Here is a 19,525-nt window from a genome sequence, read left to right as displayed (position 1 = left end):
AGGATTGCTATGCCTGAATTACCGGAAGTTGAAACAGTGAGACGTGGGTTAACTGCGCTTGTAGTTGATAAAAAAATAAACAAAATTGATATTTATTATCCAAAAATGGTTCTGCCAAATGAAAAAGAATTTGTTAAAGCATTGACGGGAAAAACAATTGTAGAAATTCAGCGGCGTGGAAAATACTTGATTTTTCATTTTGACCAAGGTATTTCAATGGTTTCACATCTACGCATGGAGGGGAAATACTCGGTTCAAGCGCATGAAATGCCTCTCAACAAACATGATCATGTGGTTTTTGAGTTTACTGATGGGACGGAATTACGGTACAACGATACAAGAAAATTTGGTCGAATGGTGGTAGTGCCTACTGGCGAAGAATATTCGGTTGCTGGACTTAAAACGATTGGTCCCGAACCGACGCCGGAAACGTTGAGCATTGATTATTTAACAACCACAATGAGAAAGCATCACAAGGCAATTAAAGCATTTTTACTTGATCAAAATATGATTGCCGGGTTAGGAAATATTTACTGTGATGAGGTTTTGTGGTTGGCCAAAATTCACCCTTTACAACCGACTAATACAGTACCGGTTGGCAAAATTGTGACTCTTAGGCAAAAAATCTTTGATGAACTGGACTTAGCCATTAAAGCAAAGGGAACAACCGTTTTTTCATATTTGGATGCTAGTGGTCATGCAGGAAGCTTTCAAAATCAACTCCATGTTTATCAACGTACTGGGGAACCTTGTGAACGTTGCGGAACGCTAATTGAACGAATTAAGGTTTCTCAACGTGGTACCCATTTTTGTCCGTTTTGTCAAAAATTGATTGAAGTTGATAACTAATGGCAATTGTATTAGGTCTGACTGGTAGCATTGCTACAGGTAAATCCACCGTCAGCCAGTATTTGAAAGAATTAGGTTTCCCGGTCATTGATGCAGATATAGTTGCGCGCAAGATTGTGGCACCGGGGCAGCCAGTAACACAAAGATTGCGACAAACTTTTGGAAATCAAATTTTTGAAGGCGATGTCCTCAATCGAAAGAAACTTGGAAATCTAGTTTTTTCTGATTCTGAAGCTCTGAAAAAACTAAATGAGCTTATGCAACCAGCAATCAGAGTTGAAATTGAATTTCAAATTCGAACGCTCAAAAAAGGCTCCGACAACCTAATTGTTTTAGATGCTCCGTTACTTTTAGAGCAAGGGTACCAATCATTAGTTGATCAAATCATGGTTGTCACCAGTTCGTCAGCTGTTCAGTTGGAGCGGTTGAAACAACGGGATGGTCTTTCAGATAAAGAAGCTCGGCAAAGAGTTTTGAGTCAATGGTCACAAAAAAAGAAGATTGAAATGGCTGATATTGTGATTGACAACGGTCGGTCTATTGAAGAAACCCACCGTCAAGTGTTAAAATGGCTTGACAATAGGAAGTTACGTTAGTAAGTGGAGGTAAAAGGCCCATGAGATGTCCACACTGTCACCATAATGGTTCACGTGTCGTTGATAGCCGTCCTACTGATGATGGACGAGTTATTCGGCGTCGAAGAGAATGTGAAGCATGCGGATTTAGATTTACAACATTTGAACGAATTGAAGCTTCACCGTTATTGGTGATTAAGAAAAATGGTACCCGAGAAGAATTTAATCGAGAGAAGATTCTTCGTGGGCTTATTCGTGCGGCTGAGAAACGACCAGTCGGTGCGGATGAAATGTCGAAAATTGTTGATGAGGTTGAAAATAAAGTTCGTGGTTTAGGCGAAAATGAAGTTTCTAGTCAAATCATTGGTGAGTATGTGATGAATATACTTGCTAAAGTAGATGAAATTGCCTATATCCGGTTTGCGAGCGTTTATCGACAATTTAAAGATATGAATGTGTTTATGAAAGAACTTAAAGATATGATGGCAAAGGACAAGAAAGTGAAGAAACCAACCACGCATAAAGATAAAGATGATGGTGGCGAGGCGTAATGAATGAGGGATGGGCAAATTTAAGTCCTAAGGATGGCTTTTTAGTTACCCAGCAGGCGTATTTGAGTAATTTTGATCAAAAAGTGCTCACTTATTTATATCAACCAATTATTGGTGCCAAGGCGTTTAGTCTGTTTTTAACTCTCTGGACTGAAATGAATCCAGTTGGAATGCGTTCAGAAAGAAAGTCTCATTTGGAATTATTAGACATTCTGAACTGTGATTTGCCAGAGTTCTATACAAGTCGGCAAAAGCTTGAAGGAATTGGTTTATTGAAGTCCTATGAGGGTGAAGACTCGCTTGGACACTTTTTTGTATACCAACTTGGAAAACCGGTTTTGCCGGATAGTTTTTTCAAAGATGATTTATTAAGTAGCCTACTGCTAGAAGCAGTGGGAGAACGTCGCTTTTCTGAATTGGCTGATCACTTTAAGTTAATTCAAACGAATGTCAAAGACTTAAAGAATGTTTCAACCGATTTTTTAACCGCGTTTCATATTTCTGAACAAGCACTTAAGGAACCAAACTCTTTGATTCGTGAAACACAAGCTGAATTTAAGAAGGCGGGCCAAGATAGTAAGCCAGCACAAATAAATTTGGGCAATCCAAATTTTGATTTTAGTTTATTAAAAGAGTTACTCAGCAAGGGATTTACCAAGTGGGACTCTGTAGATGAGGCGCAGAAACTAATTTTAAGTGAGCATCTTTTGTATGGACTTGATGAAGTGGAAATGGCGCGTCAAATCGGACAAGCAACTGATTTGGTAACGGCTGAATTAAATACCAAAAAATTGCAACAACAGATTGCCAAAAATTTTACTGCCCATCAGGGTCAAAATCAAAAATATGTCGATACTCCAGGGCCATTGGAAAAAGCAAAAGCTAATAATAACACCGGTTTAACTAAGGAAGATCAAGAACTTATCAAGGCCGCAAAAGCCTATGCACCGGCCACTTATTTGGAAAATTTGAAACGCTCGATTCACGGGGGCTATGTCACGTATAGTGAACGTCAATTATTGAAAAACTTAATTGATCGTAATCTGTTTCCGATTAGTGTGATCAATATTTTGATCTCATACATTGTTATTGATCGAGAAATTACCACATTACCAAATAAATTGGTAGATACGATGGCCAATAACTGGAGTCGGGCACATGTGACTACACCTGAAGGAGCAATTCTACAAATTAAGAATTTTGCCAGTGCTAAGGCCACAACCAGAAAACAAGTTACTCAATCAAGAAGGGTTGTGGCTAAAGAAACGCTTCCTGACTGGGCCAAAAGTGACAATACATCAACTACTACTAAGGTTAATAAGGATGATCAAGCGCGGCTTAATAAGCGTTTAAATGAGCTTCGCAAGCAGCATAAGGAGGATAAGTAGATATGGAAAACGTACGCAAGGTCTTAACAGAACTTATGAGCAAGCGCAAATTAGATACTAAGTTTCAGAATCTGATGTCCTCCGTATATGAAGACGCCGATGTTTTAGCTTTCTGTGAGGCCCACAAAGCAGAATTATCCTCTGATAGTGTGGCACGATCAGCTTCTAAATTATATGAGTATGTGCAAGAAAGAGATAAATTTAACCGCCATGAACCCACGCTAATGCCGGGATATCAGCCAGTTTTGATTGTGAATAATCATATGATTGAAGTTTCGTATAAGCCTAGTAAACAGCTTTTGGCAGATGAAAAGCAACGAGAATTCAATTCACGTGTCAAATCGGTTAATATGCCTAAAATGATTAGACGAGCTCACTTTGAAGATTTTTACCCAGATGAAAATCGGCAAAGCGCATTGAATGCTGCATTAGATTTTGTTCAAGCTTATGAGACTGATCCACATCACTTTCACAAGGCACTTTATTTATCGGGCAGTTTTGGAGTTGGTAAAACTTATTTGCTGGGGGCAATTGCCAACGAATTGGCTTCGCAGGAATTTGTGTCTACCTTAGTTCATTTTCCGAGTTTTGCGGTGGAAATGAAGAACGCCATTGGTGAAAATAATTTGGCAGAAAAACTAAATATAATTAAAGAAGCCCCAATTTTAATGTTAGATGATGTTGGGGCAGATGCCATGTCCAGCTGGGTGCGAGATGAAGTTTTAGGCGTGATTTTGGAATATCGTATGCAAAATGAATTACCTACTTTTTTCAGTTCAAATTTTTCAATGGATCAATTGGAAAAAGAACATTTGCAGATTAATCAGCGCGGTGAATCAGAACCGCTGAAGGCTAAACGGCTGATGGAGCGGATTAAGTTTTTAGCTACTGAAGTGACAATGGTTGGTGTCAATCGGCGCCAATCGTAAATTTAAAATTATTAAAGAAAAATGTGAGTTTGGTTGTTGACATTTTTTCAGAGTGTGGTTTAATTAGTTTTGAAATCAAAGAAAAGACATGATCATTGTGAATTCATTCAGGGAATGGTGACTATAGCTGGAAGTCACCTATGAAGCGCCAATGACTACCACTTTTCTGAGCCTGGTGGAAATATCAGGACGGATTGTTCCCGTTATCGAACCCAATGAGATACAGGCCTTGGTCTGTAATCTTGGGTGGAACCGCGTTAATAACGTCCCGAGTGCATACTTGTGTACTCGGGATTTTTTTATACAAAAAATTAGAAAGAAGAGAAGAGAATATGGCAGATATTGAAATTACATTAGCTGATGGTGCAAAACGTGCTGTTGCAGCTGGCTCAAGTGTATTAGATGTTGCAAAAGATATTAGTGTCAGTTTGGCAAAGAAGGCTGTTGCCGGTAAAGTTAACGATCAGTTAGTATCTTTAGACCAAGAATTGGATGGGGATGCTAAACTTGAAATTGTAACTAAGGATTCTGAAGAAGGATTACAGGTTATTTGGAATACTGCAGCTGTTGTCTTGGAAGCTGCAGTCCACGAAATCTACTCAGATATTCATTTTGGTACCAAAGGTAATGTTGAACATGGATTCTATTGTGATACTGACAATGGTAGTGAACAAATTAGTGTAGATAGTTTACCCGCCATTGAAGACAAGATGGCTGAATTAATTAAAGCAAAATTGCCATTGGAGCAAGAATTTTTGTCTGAAGAAGAAGCACTTAAGGTTGTAGATGGTGATCCTTACCGTGCTAAATTAGTTCATGCTCAAGCAAAAGATGGCAAGGTCAGCGTTTATAAAATTAATGACAATGTTATTTTGAACAGTGGTGTGGTACTTGAAAATACGAGCGAAGTAAAAGTATTCAAACTATTATCCGTTGCTGGTGCTTATTGGGAGGGTAAATCAAGTAACCCAATGCTTCAACGGATCTACGGAACAGCTTTCTTGAAGCAAAAAGATTTGGATGCTGAATTAGCACGCCAACAAGAAGCTCATGATCGTGATCATCGTGTCATTGGTAATAACTTGGACCTATTCTTTGTTGATCCAAAGGTCGGTGCCGGATTACCTTACTGGATGCCAAAAGGTGCCACAATTCGTCGCACCATCGAACGTTACATCATTGACAAGGAGGTTGCCAATGGCTATCAACACGTTTATACTCCCGTTTTGATGAACTTGGATGCTTACAAGACATCAGGTCACTGGGAGCATTATCGTGAAGATATGTTCCCACCAATGGACATGGGTGATGGTGAAATGTTGGAATTACGTCCAATGAACTGTCCTTCACATATTCAGGTTTACAAACATCATATTCGTTCATATCGTGAATTACCAATTCGAATTGCTGAACTTGGTATGATGCATCGTTACGAAAAATCTGGCGCTTTATCCGGATTACAACGAGTTCGTGAAATGACTTTGAATGATGGTCATACTTTCGTGGCTCCAGATCAAATTCAAGATGAATTTAAAAAGATTCTTAGTTTGATGGTGGAAGTGTACGATGATTTTGATATTACAGACTACACATTCCGTTTAAGTTACCGTGATCCTAAGAACACTAAGAAGTACTTTGATGATGATGAGATGTGGAATAAATCTCAAGCTATGTTAAAAGCTGCAATGGATGATCTTGGTTTGGATTATGTTGAGGCTGAAGGTGAAGCTGCGTTCTATGGTCCAAAGCTGGATGTTCAAACTAAGACGGCACTTGGCAACGAAGAAACACTTTCAACGATTCAATTAGACTTCATGCTTCCTGAAAGATTTGATTTGCACTATGTTGGTGCCGATGGTGAAGATCATCGTCCAGTTATGATTCACCGTGGTTTAGTTTCAACAATGGAACGATTCACTGCTTACTTAACAGAAATTTACAAGGGTGCATTCCCAACTTGGTTGGCGCCTAAACAAGTGACAATTATTCCAGTTAATCCTAAATTCCATGGTGATTATGCTGAAAAACTACGGGCTAAAATGGCTGCTAAACAGATCAGAGTTGATGTTGACAACCGTAATGAAAAGATGGGTTACAAGATCCGTGAAGCTCAAACACAAAAAGTTCCTTATGTTTTAGTTGTAGGTGACCAAGAGCTTGAAGCTGGTACCGTAAGTGTTCGTAAGTATGGTCAAAAGGAATCTGAAAGTGAAAATAACAATATGTTCATCGATAGTTTGTTGGCTGAAATTCAGAATTATAGTCGGACCGGTGACAGTGGCAAGAATGATAGCTTAATTAAGTAAGCATTCTTGACAGAAACTCTGGAATCTGATATTCTGGACAAGTTGAGAAATTAAGCAGAGGCACCCGCTTCTCGCCTTAGTAATTAAGATTGCTGGGCTAAAACGATGAATAGACTAGGAATAGTCTTAATGGCGGGGTGTGTATGCACCTCGTTTTTTTCTGCCTTTTTCTTAAAATAATTTGGAGGTGAATTGCCATAGCTGTTGATATGATGGTTAATAACGGTATTCGTGCTCGCGAGGTACGATTAATCGGTGATGATGGCACACAATTGGGTGTGAAGTCGAAACGAGAGGCTATAGAGTTAGCTGAACAAGCAGAACTTGATTTGGTATTGGTTTCCCCAAAAGCTAAACCGCCAGTTGCCAAGATCATGGATTATGGAAAATACCGTTTTGAGCTTCAAAAAAAGCAACGTGAAGCTCGCAAACGACAAAAAACAGTTAGCATTAAGGAAGTTCGTCTGAGTCCTACGATTGATACGAATGATTTCAATACTAAGCTTAAGAACGCTAAAAAGTTCTTAGCAAAGGGTGATAAAGTTCGTGTATCAATTCGTTTCAAGGGCCGTGCCATTACACATAAGGATATTGGTCGTGACGTATTGAATCGGATGGCAAAAGCTGTATCTGATGTTGCAACGATTGAACAATATCCTAAAATGGAAGGACGAAGCATGTTTTTGATGCTGGCTCCAATTTCAGAAAAGTAAAGTAGGAGGAACATATTATGCCAAAAATGAAGACAAATCGCGCTGCTGCAAAGCGTTTTAAACGAACTGCTAATGGTGGTTTTAAGAGTGCAAATGCCTATACAAGTCACCGATTCCATGGAAAGACAAAGAAACAACGTCGTCAATTACGTGGATTGAGCATGATGGATCATACGAGCGTTAAGCGTTATCGTAAGATGCTAGCTCCAATCAGCAAATAGTCTAATTTAAAGAATAAAATGCTGGGTGACCAGTTCTAGGAGGAATTATTATGCCACGAGTAAAGGGTGGAACAGTAACACGTCGTCGTCGTAAACGCGTATTGAAACTTGCTAAAGGTTATCGCGGACCAAAACATACTAACTTTAAGGTTGCTAAAGACCAAGTTATGAAGTCTGGTTTGTATGCCTTTCGTGATCGTCGTAACCGTAAAGGTGAATTTCGTAAGATCTGGATTGCACGTATTAATGCTGCAGCTCGTTTGAATGATATGAGTTATAGCCAATTAATGCACGGTTTAAAAGTTGCTAACATTGATATGAACCGTAAGATGCTTGCAGATCTCGCAGTTAGTGATGCAGCAGCATTTACAGCTTTAGTTGAGTCAGCTAAAAAGGCTTTGGCTTAGTAAAAAATCCTCGAATTGTTAGGTTATTTCATTTTGAAATAGTTAACAAGAATCGAGGATTTTTTTTGTAAAAATTAGATAAACAGTTAAGCGTTGCCTTAATTTAATTCTTTGGAAACAACAATTTTACCTGGTTTATGATGGTCGTCCAAGAGAGTCTGGCCTTGAACGACGCCTTCAAGTGAAAAAGGGAAAGTTTGTGCAATTGATGCGTGTAACTGATTGTGCATGATTAATTCAGTGAGATAAACTAAGGCTTTTTTATTTTGGTGGTAAGTAGCATCGTTAAAATCGGTAATGGATTGTGTTTCAAATTGGACTTTGAATTCTTTCGAAAACCCGTTCAAGCTAACTAATTGACCTTCAGGTTTTAACCATCTGTAACCATTTTTTTCTGTGAACTCGGTTGGAGTGGCATTGATTAAAACGTCAACCGGTGCGTGATCTAAAAAATTTCTTTGCATCACTTGATCTGAAGAAATAAATAAGTCGGCACCCAGTTGATTGACAAAATCCGCGTTTTTAAGTGAGGCAGTAGCTGCAACAAACAAACCCATTGCTTTTGCAATTTGGACAATCATTGAACCCACAGCTCCAGATGCACCTAACACTAAAATGGAAGTCACGTTTTCTAAATGGACTGCCCCTTTGAGCACATCATAAGCAGTCACACCAGCACTGGGTATCCCAGCGGCTTCTGCAAACGACAGCTCCTTTGGTTTGGCGATAAGTTTTAAATGAGGGACGGACACAAATTCTGAATAAGCACCACGAACGACACGACCCATCACTGAGTCGCCAATTTTAAATTCCGTGACATCGGGTGCTGCATCAACAACGGTTCCAGCGACGTCACTTCCAGGGACGAATGGCAGTTGGGGAGCATTTTTAAATGAAATTTTTCCCTGACGCAGTTTGCTATCAAAAGGGTTCATCGCAAAAGCTTGGGTTTTAACAATGACTCGTCCTTTTTCAGGAGTGGGCTGGGTAAGGTTGAATTCTTCAAAAACACTAGGGCTACCATATTTTTCAAATCCAAATGCCTTCATATTGAGTAAACTCCTTTAAAGTGAATTAATATTTATTGTTTATGTGAGTAAATTAGTTTATGACTAATATTAACTCAACAAGGTTAAAAACCTTAAATAATTTGATTTTATTTAGGCAATTAAAAATCTTAATGAGATTCTAGCGACTTTGAATGCAAAAATTGTGAAAATCAACTATAATGATGGGATAGTGTGTTTTAAGGAGAGTAGGATGATTGAAAAGTTTAAGCCAACTTGGCGATTGAAAAAGATTTATAGTTTAACGCCAAACGAGCTCAAAAAAGCAGGAATAAAAGCGGTTTTAACTGATCTAGACAATACTTTGATTGCTTGGGATAATCCAGATGGCACAAGTGAATTAAGGACATGGATCACACAAATGGAATTAGCTGGGATCCCGGTTATCGTTGTTTCTAACAATAGTCATTCACGGGTTAAACGGGCACTAAGAAACATACAGTTACCATTTGTTTCCAGAGCATTGAAGCCATTAGGTTTTGGAATTCACCGGGCACTAAGAAAATTAAATCTCAATGCCGATCAAGTGGTTATGGTTGGGGATCAATTACTTACTGATATTTTAGCGGCAAATTCAGCAGGGACACGCAGTATACTAGTGAAACCACTATTAAATTCGGATGCATGGAATACTAAGATAAATCGTTTTTTTGAATATTTTATTCAGAAAAGGTTAACAAAAAAATACCCAGATATGAACTGGCAGGAGGAAATTAAATAAATGGATCAAGCCGAAGATGAAGTTTATTGCATTGGTTGTGGCGCAAAAATTCAAACAACAGATAAAAACCAACTGGGATATACGCCTCAGAGTGCGTTAGATAAGGGATTAGAAAAGGGCGAAGTTTATTGCCAGCGTTGCTTCCGTTTACGCCACTACAATGAAATTGCACCTGTGTCATTGACGGATGACGACTTTTTACGTTTATTGAGCCAAATTCGCGATGATGATGCTTTGATTGTCTACGTTGTCGATATGTTTGATTTTAATGGAAGTATGATTCCTGGGATTCATCGTTTCGTTGGTGATAATCCAGTTTTGCTGGTTGGAAATAAGGAAGATATTTTTCCTAAGTCTTTGAAACGAAACAAAATGAAAGAATGGCTGAAACAACAGGCCAACTTACAAGGGATTCGGCCTCTTGATGTCCTCTTAACGAGTGCAAAAAATCTTGATGAAATTGAAATTTTATTAAATACGATTGAAAAGTATCGTAAAAATCGTAATGCCTATGTTGTTGGTGTGACAAATGTTGGAAAGTCTACCCTGATTAATCAAATTATTCGGTTAAACAACGGGACCCAGGATTTGATTACCACTTCTCGTTTTCCTGGTACAACTCTTGATAAAATTGAAATACCTTTCGAAGACGGTAAAATGTTAATTGACACACCAGGAATTGTCCATGAGGATCAGATGGCCCATGTGTTAACCGGAAAAGACTTGAAATACGTCTCACCACAAAAGACAATCAAACCAAGTACATTCCAATTGGATGATCAACAAACACTTTTCTTTGGTGGTCTAGGTCGATTTGATTATATAAGTGGCCATGGCGCAGTAATTACCTATTTTGAAAATAATTTAATGATTCATCGGACGAAGTTAAGCAACGCAGAAAACTTTTATACCAAGCATGTGGGTGAACTTTTAACACCGCCGGATAAAGAAGGTTTGGAGAAATTGCCAGAGTTACAACGCCATGAATTTCATTTGGATGAAAAGAGTGATGTTGTGATTGAGGGATTGGGATGGATTACGGTTCCTGGTCATTCAACGATTGCTATTTGGGCGCCAAGAGGCATCTCAACTGTCGTCCGTCGCCCACTGGTTTAAAAATGAAAGAGGAAAATATGAATTTAAGAGGAAAACAAAAAAGATTTTTACGTAGTAAGGCTCAACGCTTTCGCTCGAAATTTTCAGTTGGTAAAAATGGCTTAACTCAAGCATGGGTCGATCAGCTAGATGGTGCCATGAATAACTATGAATTAATTAAAATTAATTTGCAACAAAGTGCAGACGTTACTCCTGAAGAGGTTAAGGATTTCATTGAAAGTCATACTGCTATTCAGGTTGTTCAAATCATTGGTCATGTCTTAGTGTTGTTTAAAGAGTCTGATGACGAAGACAAACGCAATATTTCGTTGCAGGTTAAAGATATTTAAGTTTAATCAACGGAGTGTGAAAGATTTTGACGCGGACAAAAACCGTTCAACAGACAAAAGTTACTGTCGAAACAGAATTAGTTAGTGATATTGTGCATAAACGAATTGGTTTATTGGGAGGAACATTTAATCCGCCTCATTTGGGACATTTAATCATGGCAGAACAGGTTTGTTCGCAACTCGGACTTGATCGAGTGGATTTTATGCCTGATTTTATTCCACCTCATGTGGATACTAAATCTGCAATTGAAGCCAAGCATCGAGTGGCGATGGTCAAACTTGCAGTTGAAGATAATCCGAATTTCGGTGTTGAACTTGCCGAAATCAATCGAGGTGGGAAAAGCTATAGTTATGATACATTGATAGCTTTGAAACGTGCTCATCCGGAAAATCAATATTATTTTATTATTGGCGCTGACATGGTTGCTTATTTACCAAAATGGTATCGGATTGCTGATTTGGCAAAAATGGTTCAATTCGTGGGTGTTAAACGGCCCGGAGTGAAAGTGCATAGTGCCTATCCAATTTTATGGGTTGATACCCCCACAATTGATTTGAGTTCAACACTAATTCGCCACAAGATTGCTAAACGGCATTCAATAAGGTATCTTGTTCCACAGCAAGTTTGCGAATACATTAGGGAGCATAAATTATATGGAAAAAAATGACACAATTGAGTATTCAGAAAATTTAATTCCTTATACAAGAAAACAATTAGTAGATAAAGTTCAAGAAAAGTTAGATGACAAACGCTTTCAGCATTGTTTACGGGTTGAAAAGCAAGCAATGGAATTAGCAAATGAAAACAATGTAGATCCTGAAAAAGCTGCTATTGCTGGCCTTTTACATGATTATGCCAAGCAACGATCTGATCATGATTTTATTAAAGTGATTAATGATAAACAGATGAATCCGGTTCTTTTGGATTATGGTAATGCAATTTGGCACGGTGTGGTTGGGGCTGAGCTCATCAAAGATGAATTGCATATCTATGACGAAGATATATTGAACGCTGTGCGCCGTCACACAGTTGGCGCAGCCTATATGACTAAACTTGATCAAATTGTTTATATGGCCGATTATATCGAGCCTGGTCGAGATTTCCCTGGTGTTGACAAAGCTCGCCAGATCACACATGAAAGTTTAAAAAAGGGTGTCTTTTTTCAAACACAACAGACGCTAAGTTATTTAGTTGAAAATGCAAAGCCCATTTATCCGGGTACCATTGCCACATATAACGCATGGCAGAACGAAAAATAGGAGGAAATTCATTGACAGAAAGTAAAACAATCTTAGAAACGACTGTGAAAGCAGCAAGTAGTAAACGGGCAGAAAACATCATTGCCTTAGACATGGAAAATGTGAGTTTGTTGGCAGATTATTTTGTGATTATGAGTGCTAATTCAAATCGACAAGTGGCCGCTATTGCAGATGAAATTGTTGACCAAAATGAAAAAAACGGTGTGTCCGTCCGCCACGTAGAAGGCCAACGTGCCGCTGAATGGATCCTAATTGATTTGGGCGACGTTATTGTAAATGTTTTCCAGACTGATCAACGTAAATTCTATAATTTGGAAAAGCTTTGGTCACAGGCCAATCCTGTTGATGTTCAAAAATGGGTTGAAGCATGATTTATCAGACCTTTGCTAAACTATATGATGATTTGATGGACCCAGCCATGTATGATCAGTGGCTGGATTTTGTTTCCAAACGGCAGTCTGACAAAACAGTTGACTGGTTGGATCTTGCTTGTGGCAGTGGAAGATTAGCGGTTAAACTCATTCAAGATGGCTATCAGGTTTCAGGGTTCGATTTATCTGATGAAATGTTGGCTTTGGCGGATGAACATGCACAAGAGGCCAAAGTTACTTTGCCATTGATGCAAGGTAACATGTTAGATTTGAGTGAACTTGGAAATTACGATGTGGTGTCATGTTTTGCAGATTCTTTTTGCTATCTACCAAATAAACAGAATTTGAAAACCTGTTTTGCTCAGGTTTTTCAGCATTTGAACGCGGATGGAAAATTCTTGTTTGATGTGATTTCGCCGTATCAAACAGATGAGATCTATCCTGGCTATATGTATAACTATGTGGATGACGAGCAGGCGTTTTTATGGACAACCTATCAGACTGAGGAACCACATAGTGTAGAGCACGACTTGACCTTTTTTGTGAAAAATGACGCCACAAACACTTATAGTAAAATTAATGAATTACATCATGAACGCACTTATGAATTGGAAACGTATTTGAGTTTGCTTAATGAAGTTGGCTTTAAGAATGTGAAAACTTCAAGCAATTTTGGCAGAGATGCTATCAACGACAAAAGTACGCGGTGGTTTTTCGAGTGTTCAAAGTAGGTGACTAAATGACAGTTTGCAGTGTAATTGCAGAATTTGATCCGTTTCATAACGGACATGCCTATCTTTTAAACAAAGCCCGTGAATTAACGCACGCTGATGTGTTAGTGGTGCTAATGAGTGGCAATTTTTTACAGCGAGGAGAACCTGCCATCATTGATAAGTGGAAACGCGCGAAAGAGGCTTTGAGTAGTCAGGCTGATTTGGTTATCGAACTGCCAATCAATGTTTCCATGCAAGCTGCTCATTTATTTGCGCAAGGTGCGGTTTCAATGGCAGCACAGCTGGGTAGTGATTATTTGGTTTTTGGAAGTGAGCACCCAGAGTTAAACTATAATTATTTAGTTGAAAAAGCGCAGAATCTTAAATTTGAAGGTTCGAATCATGCTCAAAGCTTTGCTGCGCAGCTATTTAAAACACTCGCTCAACAAACCGGGACTGAATTAAAGACTGCCAATGATATTTTGGCCTTTAATTATTTTTTGGCCAATCAAAAAGTGGAAACTTCTAAAATGAAGTTAGTCCCTGTACAAAGACTAGAAAGCGATCATTCGGATCGATCTTTAAATTTTGCACATTTTGCGAGTGCTTCGGCGATTCGGCAGGCTCGTTTAAAAAAAAATAAAAATTATGAGATTTTTATTCCGGAACAAACGAAAAAGGATTTGGCAGGTCCTGTAGTTAGTTGGAACGATTTATGGCCCTACCTGAAGTATCGGGTATTAACTACTTCGGCAGAAGAAATAGGTCAAATTTATGGTGTTTCAGAAGGAATTGAAAATCGAATTAAAGCTATCATTCAGAAAACTACTGATTTTACAACTTTTATACAAGCGTTAAAAACAAAACGGTATACGTATACCCATTTGCAGCGCTTGTGTTTGGCTATTACGTTAAATCTTAAGAAAGGGCAAATGCTTAACCAAAAATCAGTGTTTCGAGTTCTTGGATTTAATCCAATTGGACAACAGTATTTACATCAAATGCAGGTTTTGAATTTGTTGGTGCTGAGTAGAATTGGAAAAGAAGAAAGTGATTCTGTTTACCGAATTACTTGTCAAGCTGACCAAATTTATAGTTTATTAACAGGTCAAGAACAAACAATTGGACGAAAACCAATTATTTTAGTGTGACTGTCAAGGAATTTCCATTGACAAAGATTTTTTGCACAGGTATAATTACATTCGTTGCATTAGGAGGTTTTTAAATGAATTGGTCACTTTCTGATCTTATGAAACACAAGGAACCCCTCCATTTTAATGAAAATCTTGATTTAAAAGAGGACTTAATCAGTCGCACGTCGGAAGTTTTGGATGTGAAACTGGTTAAAGTCGATGGGTATGCAATTAAGGATCGGGATGCAGTGTTAGTTTCAGCTAAAGTTACTGGAGAAATCGTGGTACCGTCTTCACGGTCATTACAGCCAGTAAATTTTCAGTTAGACTTTCCCGTGAATGAATATTATGTTGAAGCAGGTACAAGTTTAGATCGATTTGACGCAACCGAAACGGTTTTGCCGGTTCAGGATGACCAAATTGATTTTTCAAAGGCTGTTGCGGATAATATTATTTTACAAATTCCGATGCAAATCTTTTCACCTGATGAAGAAAATGGCAAAGTTCCAATGCCCGCTGGGGATGATTGGGAAGTTATTTCCGAGGAAGATGAAAAAGATGCGCAAATTAAACAAGTTGATCCACGTCTTGCTAAACTAAAAGATCTATTTAACTCAGAAGATTCTGATCCTAAGTAGTATTAATATAGTGTAAGACATAAAATTAGCGGGAAACCGTAATTCTCTTAAAGGAGGTGCTATTGATGGCCGTACCAGCAAGAAAAACATCAAAATCACGCAAACGTAATCGTCGTGGACATATCAAATTACAAACTCCAGGTTTGGCACCATGTCCAAATTGTGGTGAATTACGAGTTTCACATCGTGTTTGCCCAAGCTGTGGATATTACGATGGTAAACAAGTATTAGATGTTAAAAGTGAATAATTCGTTTATTTAACAAAAGGTAGGAAAAAGCCATGGTTTTTCCTGCTTTTTGTTTGCGCTAAAATCAAATTTAGTTTTAAAAACTTTAACTTTGTTAGCGTTTTTGTTACGATTAGTACGAACTAAAAAATAGGAGGCAGCAACATGGATAAACCACAAATTGGCGTAGTCGGTATGGCAGTTATGGGCAAGAACCTAGCTCTTAACATTGAAAGTCGCGGCTACACAGTTGCAATATACAATCGGACTGGTTCGAAAACAGAAAAGGTCGTTTCCGACCATCCAGAAAAGCACCTAGTACCTAGCTATACAATTGAAGACTTCGTAAATTCACTTGAAAAACCTCGTCGAATCATGATGATGGTAAAAGCTGGTAAGGCAACTGATGCTGTGATTGCTGAGTTACTTCCACATTTGGACAAAGGTGATGTCTTGATTGATGGTGGTAACACCTTCTTTGAAGACACAATGCGTCGAAATGCTGAATTAGATAATTCAGGAATCAACTTTATCGGCACTGGTGTTTCTGGTGGTGAATTGGGAGCTCTTGAAGGTCCCTCAATGATGCCTGGTGGTCAAAAAGAGGCGTATGATTTGGTTGCACCTATTTTTGAAAAAATGGCTGCAAAGGCCGAAGATGGGACACCATGTGTAACCTACATTGGACCTAATGGTGCTGGTCACTACGTCAAAATGATTCATAACGGAATTGAATATGGCGATGAAGAGCTCATTGACGAAAGTTACAACTTGCTACGTAATATGGTTGGTCTTTCAGTTGATGAAATTGCTGATATTTTCTCCGACTGGAACAAAGGGGAACTGGATAGTTACCTCATTGACATTACCGCTGATATCTTAACTCGCAAAGATGATTTAGGCTCTGATAAACCAATCGTTGATTTGATTATGGATAAGGGTGGCAATAAAGGGACTGGTAAATGGAGTTCACAAAATGCACTTGCGTTAGGCGTTCCTCAATCCCTCATCACAGAATCCGTTTATGCGCGTTATATTTCTGTTTTGAAAGATGAGCGAGTTGCTGCAAGTAAAGTTCTACCTAAACCAGAAGGCAAAGTTGAATTTGATAAAGATGCTGTGATTGAAAAAATTCGTCAGGCGCTATACTTCAGTAAGATCATGAGTTATGCGCAAGGCTTTGAACAAATGAAAGTTGCTTCAAAGCATTATGATTGGAATTTACAATTTGGTGAAATTGCTAAAATTTGGCGTGCTGGTTGTATCATCCGTGCGCAGTTCTTGCAAAATATCACTGATGCATTTGATAAAGATCCTGAATTGGATAACTTATTGTTGGATGACTACTTCAAAGATATTGCTAAAAAGTATCAAGAATCGATTCGAGACATCGTTGGATTAGGGGTTAAAGCTGGTGTTCCAATGCCTGGATTTACTGCTGCCATTTCTTATTACGATTCTTATCGTTCTGCCGTTTTGCCTGCTAACTTGTTACAGGCTCAACGAGATTACTTTGGCGCACATACGTATGAACGTGTCGACCGCGAAGGTACTTTCCATTATTCATGGTATAAAGAACAATAAATAGTAAAAAGGAATCTTTTTTAGGCACATTAATGCTTAAAATTGATTTTTTTTTGTCCTCAAAGTTATTTTTTCTTATAAAGAAGTGAGTGCTTCTAGGCAAAATCTCATTTTAATGTTAAACTTTGTCTTGTATGAATTTAGCACGATTAAGATAATTTTAACTTTTAACAACTAGGAGTGGGAGAATGAGTCGGATATTAATTATTGAAGATGAAAAAAGTTTATCGCGGTTTGTTGAACTAGAGCTTCAACATGAAGGTTATGAAACAGAAGTTCAATTTAACGGACGAACAGGTTTAGAAGCAGCACTAAATAAGAATTTTGATGCCATTTTGCTAGATTTAATGTTACCGGAGTTAAACGGGATTGAAGTTTGCCGACGAGTTCGGGAAGCAAAAACAACACCAATTATTATGATGACTGCCAGAGATTCAGTGATTGACCGTGTTTCTGGATTAGATCATGGTGCGGATGATTATATTGTTAAACCATTTGCAATTGAAGAACTGTTAGCACGTTTACGCGCGTTACTACGTCGAATTGATATTGAAAGTGAACAAAAAGCCTTTCAGCAAACAACTGTAACCTATCGTGATATTACGATTGAAAAGGAAAATCAGGTTGCCCGTCGTGACGGCAAAATTATTAATTTGACAAAACGTGAATATCAACTCTTATTGTTATTAATGGAAAACATTAACGTTGTCCAATCTCGGGATGCACTTTTAGACGAGGTTTGGGGCATTGATAATGAAGTTGAAACGAATGTTGTCGATGTTTATGTTCGTTATTTACGGAATAAGATTGATCGTCCGGGTGAGCAGTCTTACATTCAGACAGTTAGAGGAACAGGGTACGTGATGCGATCGTGAGCCAAGCGCAAACAAAACAACAACCATATATGCAAACCGGTTTAGCTAAACGAAGAATATCTTTGAAATGGAAATGGGCGATTGGAACAGGAGTTGGCGTTCTCCTTATCTTTTTCGTATTTTCATTTTTTGTCTTTAATAGTATTTCACAAGTGATGTTGAATCAAGAGCGAGAGCAAGTTAACACAACCATTAATTCTGTTGATTCCCGTTTACAGAAAGTTTCCAAAATTGATGGGATTACCGTGGGTAAGTATTTACGACCTGACAGTGCGGCAGGTAATTCTGAGCAAAGTGAACAACCATACAGCAATCAATTGTTAACTAACCTTGCTCGCCGCGATATCGTGGTTTCCGTTTATGATTTAAAAGGAGAGCAAGTCTTTGCTACACGGCGAAGTTCAGAGAAATTTGTGGTTCCAAGTAAACGAACAATTGCAAGGGAGAAAGAAGACAATTTTGATGGGTTGATAGGTAGGGCACCCATTAAAAATAGTAAAGGTAAGTTAATTGGGTACATTCAGGTTGTGGACACGCTAACCAGCGTGAAACGCACACAGCAAAAAGTAATCTGGATTATTATTTTGTTAACGATCATTGCTTTTGCGTTAATTTCGCTTTTTGGATACTTACTGGCTACTTATTTATTACGGCCAATTAATGTGATGAACAATACCATGAAGCAAGTCACAGAGGATCCTCAAACTGAATTACGAATTCCTGATCTTGAACGAAATGATGAGTTATCAGATTTAGCAATTGTTTTTAATGATATGCTAGATCGTATGCAGCGATATATTGATCAACAGCATCAGTTTGTTGAAGACGTATCCCATGAACTCCGAACGCCTGTAGCCGTTATTCAGGGCCATATGGAGATGCTAAATCGATGGGGTAAAGATGACCCGAAGATTTTAAATGAGTCTCTGCAGGCTTCTTTGGATGAAACGAAGCGCATGCAAAGCCTAGTTCAAGAAATGTTGGACTTAACAAGAGCTGATCAATTGGAAATCCATTTTTCAAAGGAAAAGACTCCTGTGATGAAGGTAGTTAATCAAGTATTTAATGATTTTAAGATGATTCATCCTGAATTTACATTTACTCTAGATAGTGATGTGTATTCAAATCCAATTGTCCAGATTTATCGAAATCATTTGGAACAAGTTTTAATTATCCTACTAGATAATGCGGTTAAGTATTCAACTAAACGAAAAGAGATTCATATTTCGGCGGCCGAAGATGCTCGAACCATTCAAATTGCGATTCAAGACTTTGGTGAGGGTATTTCTGAAGAAGATGTTAAAAAAGTTTTTAATAGATTCTATCGTGTAGATAAAGCTCGAAGTCGGGACAAGGGAGGCAATGGTTTAGGTTTATCAATTGCTCAACGGCTGGTAGAAGGATATCATGGAAAAATTTCGCTTGAAAGCTCAGTTGGGTATGGTTCCATTTTTAGAATTACATTACCGATTGTCAAAGATGAACCTAGTGATGATGACGATGATAAATCACCTGATCATGATTTAGGGGATTAAAAAAGGATTGGAAAATT

23 protein-coding genes and 1 other annotated feature are annotated in these 19,525 nt (G+C 38.3%); of the genes, 22 read left to right on the top strand and 1 reads right to left on the bottom strand.

Annotation, left to right across the window (positions count from 1 at the left end):
- Window positions 1–9: 9 nt before the first annotated feature.
- The 9 genes from mutM to rplT all read left to right on the top strand — a co-directional run bounded on the left by mutM (window position 10) and on the right by rplT (window position 7,939).
- On the top strand, window positions 10–849 hold the full coding sequence (mutM, locus tag AB3217_RS06540) for a bifunctional DNA-formamidopyrimidine glycosylase/DNA-(apurinic or apyrimidinic site) lyase (protein ID WP_068805237.1): 840 nt from the start codon (window positions 10–12) through the stop codon (window positions 847–849).
- Entirely contained in the window at window positions 849–1,445 is a 597-nt protein-coding gene (coaE, locus tag AB3217_RS06535; protein WP_068805239.1) for a dephospho-CoA kinase, read from the top strand. Before mutM ends, coaE begins: the two co-directional genes overlap by 1 nt.
- A 20-nt stretch (window positions 1,446–1,465) precedes the next feature.
- On the top strand, window positions 1,466–1,975 hold the full coding sequence (nrdR, locus tag AB3217_RS06530) for a transcriptional regulator NrdR (RefSeq protein ID WP_057783096.1): 510 nt from the start codon (window positions 1,466–1,468) through the stop codon (window positions 1,973–1,975).
- Window positions 1,975–3,363, top strand: coding sequence for a replication initiation and membrane attachment family protein (locus AB3217_RS06525; protein ID WP_068805244.1), 1,389 nt, complete (start codon window positions 1,975–1,977; stop codon window positions 3,361–3,363). Before nrdR ends, AB3217_RS06525 begins: the two co-directional genes overlap by 1 nt.
- Window positions 3,364–3,365: 2 nt before the next feature.
- Window positions 3,366–4,292: a primosomal protein DnaI gene (gene dnaI, locus AB3217_RS06520; RefSeq protein WP_057783100.1), complete on the top strand. Its 927-nt coding sequence runs from the start codon at window positions 3,366–3,368 to the stop codon at window positions 4,290–4,292.
- A gap of 332 nt (window positions 4,293–4,624) precedes the next feature.
- Window positions 4,625–6,598, top strand: coding sequence for a threonine--tRNA ligase (thrS, locus tag AB3217_RS06515; protein WP_057783102.1), 1,974 nt, complete (start codon window positions 4,625–4,627; stop codon window positions 6,596–6,598).
- 46 nt (window positions 6,599–6,644) lie between these two features.
- Window positions 6,645–6,765 (top strand) — a sequence feature (ribosomal protein L20 leader region).
- 45 nt (window positions 6,766–6,810) lie between these two features.
- Window positions 6,811–7,311 (top strand): translation initiation factor IF-3, encoded by a 501-nt coding sequence (gene infC / locus AB3217_RS06510; RefSeq protein ID WP_057783160.1) that lies wholly within the window; start codon window positions 6,811–6,813, stop codon window positions 7,309–7,311.
- Window positions 7,312–7,328: 17 nt separating this feature from the next.
- Complete coding sequence (gene rpmI, locus AB3217_RS06505) at window positions 7,329–7,532, top strand: 50S ribosomal protein L35 (protein ID WP_057783104.1); 204 nt, start codon at window positions 7,329–7,331, stop codon at window positions 7,530–7,532.
- Window positions 7,533–7,582: 50 nt separating this feature from the next.
- A complete protein-coding gene (rplT, locus tag AB3217_RS06500) occupies window positions 7,583–7,939 on the top strand; it encodes a 50S ribosomal protein L20 (protein ID WP_057783106.1) in 357 nt (118 codons plus the stop codon).
- Window positions 7,940–8,037: 98 nt separating this feature from the next.
- Here rplT and AB3217_RS06495 read toward each other — a convergent pair whose 3' ends face one another.
- Window positions 8,038–8,988 (bottom strand): NADP-dependent oxidoreductase, encoded by a 951-nt coding sequence (locus AB3217_RS06495; protein ID WP_057783108.1) that lies wholly within the window; start codon window positions 8,986–8,988, stop codon window positions 8,038–8,040.
- Window positions 8,989–9,199: 211 nt separating this feature from the next.
- Here AB3217_RS06495 and AB3217_RS06490 point away from each other — a divergent pair, with 211 nt between their 5' ends.
- From AB3217_RS06490 to AB3217_RS06430, 13 genes are all read left to right on the top strand, one after another.
- Window positions 9,200–9,727 carry a YqeG family HAD IIIA-type phosphatase gene (locus AB3217_RS06490; protein WP_057783110.1) on the top strand — a complete coding sequence of 176 codons (528 nt, stop codon included), beginning with the start codon at window positions 9,200–9,202 and terminating at the stop codon, window positions 9,725–9,727.
- The gene (yqeH, locus tag AB3217_RS06485; RefSeq protein WP_057783112.1) at window positions 9,728–10,843 is read left to right on the top strand and encodes a ribosome biogenesis GTPase YqeH; all 1,116 of its coding nucleotides are present in this window, start codon (window positions 9,728–9,730) and stop codon (window positions 10,841–10,843) included.
- Window positions 10,844–10,860: 17 nt separating this feature from the next.
- Entirely contained in the window at window positions 10,861–11,172 is a 312-nt protein-coding gene (locus AB3217_RS06480; protein ID WP_057783114.1) for a YhbY family RNA-binding protein, read from the top strand.
- Window positions 11,173–11,195: 23 nt separating this feature from the next.
- Window positions 11,196–11,840 (top strand): nicotinate-nucleotide adenylyltransferase, encoded by a 645-nt coding sequence (locus AB3217_RS06475; protein ID WP_057783116.1) that lies wholly within the window; start codon window positions 11,196–11,198, stop codon window positions 11,838–11,840.
- Complete coding sequence (gene yqeK / locus AB3217_RS06470) at window positions 11,827–12,432, top strand: bis(5'-nucleosyl)-tetraphosphatase (symmetrical) YqeK (RefSeq protein WP_057783118.1); 606 nt, start codon at window positions 11,827–11,829, stop codon at window positions 12,430–12,432. Before AB3217_RS06475 ends, yqeK begins: the two co-directional genes overlap by 14 nt.
- An 11-nt stretch (window positions 12,433–12,443) precedes the next feature.
- Entirely contained in the window at window positions 12,444–12,803 is a 360-nt protein-coding gene (gene rsfS / locus AB3217_RS06465; protein WP_057783120.1) for a ribosome silencing factor, read from the top strand.
- Window positions 12,800–13,534 carry a class I SAM-dependent methyltransferase gene (locus AB3217_RS06460; RefSeq protein ID WP_057783122.1) on the top strand — a complete coding sequence of 245 codons (735 nt, stop codon included), beginning with the start codon at window positions 12,800–12,802 and terminating at the stop codon, window positions 13,532–13,534. Before rsfS ends, AB3217_RS06460 begins: the two co-directional genes overlap by 4 nt.
- 8 nt (window positions 13,535–13,542) lie before the next feature.
- A complete protein-coding gene (locus AB3217_RS06455; RefSeq protein ID WP_367365834.1) occupies window positions 13,543–14,667 on the top strand; it encodes a nucleotidyltransferase in 1,125 nt (374 codons plus the stop codon).
- A gap of 74 nt (window positions 14,668–14,741) precedes the next feature.
- Window positions 14,742–15,287, top strand: coding sequence for a DUF177 domain-containing protein (locus tag AB3217_RS06450; protein WP_057783126.1), 546 nt, complete (start codon window positions 14,742–14,744; stop codon window positions 15,285–15,287).
- A gap of 65 nt (window positions 15,288–15,352) precedes the next feature.
- Entirely contained in the window at window positions 15,353–15,535 is a 183-nt protein-coding gene (gene rpmF / locus AB3217_RS06445) for a 50S ribosomal protein L32 (RefSeq protein ID WP_367365833.1), read from the top strand.
- Between the two features lie 144 nt (window positions 15,536–15,679).
- Entirely contained in the window at window positions 15,680–17,098 is a 1,419-nt protein-coding gene (gene gndA, locus AB3217_RS06440) for an NADP-dependent phosphogluconate dehydrogenase (RefSeq protein ID WP_057783128.1), read from the top strand.
- Between the two features lie 188 nt (window positions 17,099–17,286).
- A complete protein-coding gene (locus tag AB3217_RS06435) occupies window positions 17,287–17,973 on the top strand; it encodes a response regulator transcription factor (protein WP_057783130.1) in 687 nt (228 codons plus the stop codon).
- Between the two features lie 29 nt (window positions 17,974–18,002).
- Window positions 18,003–19,508 (top strand): HAMP domain-containing histidine kinase, encoded by a 1,506-nt coding sequence (locus tag AB3217_RS06430; protein WP_057783161.1) that lies wholly within the window; start codon window positions 18,003–18,005, stop codon window positions 19,506–19,508.
- Window positions 19,509–19,525: the final 17 nt, after the last annotated feature.

The sequence above is a fragment of the Pediococcus parvulus genome (assembly GCF_964063155.1).
Classification (GTDB): domain Bacteria; phylum Bacillota; class Bacilli; order Lactobacillales; family Lactobacillaceae; genus Pediococcus; species Pediococcus parvulus.
Note: the sequence above shows the minus strand (reverse complement) of the source record. Positions and strands in the feature narration are given on the sequence as shown.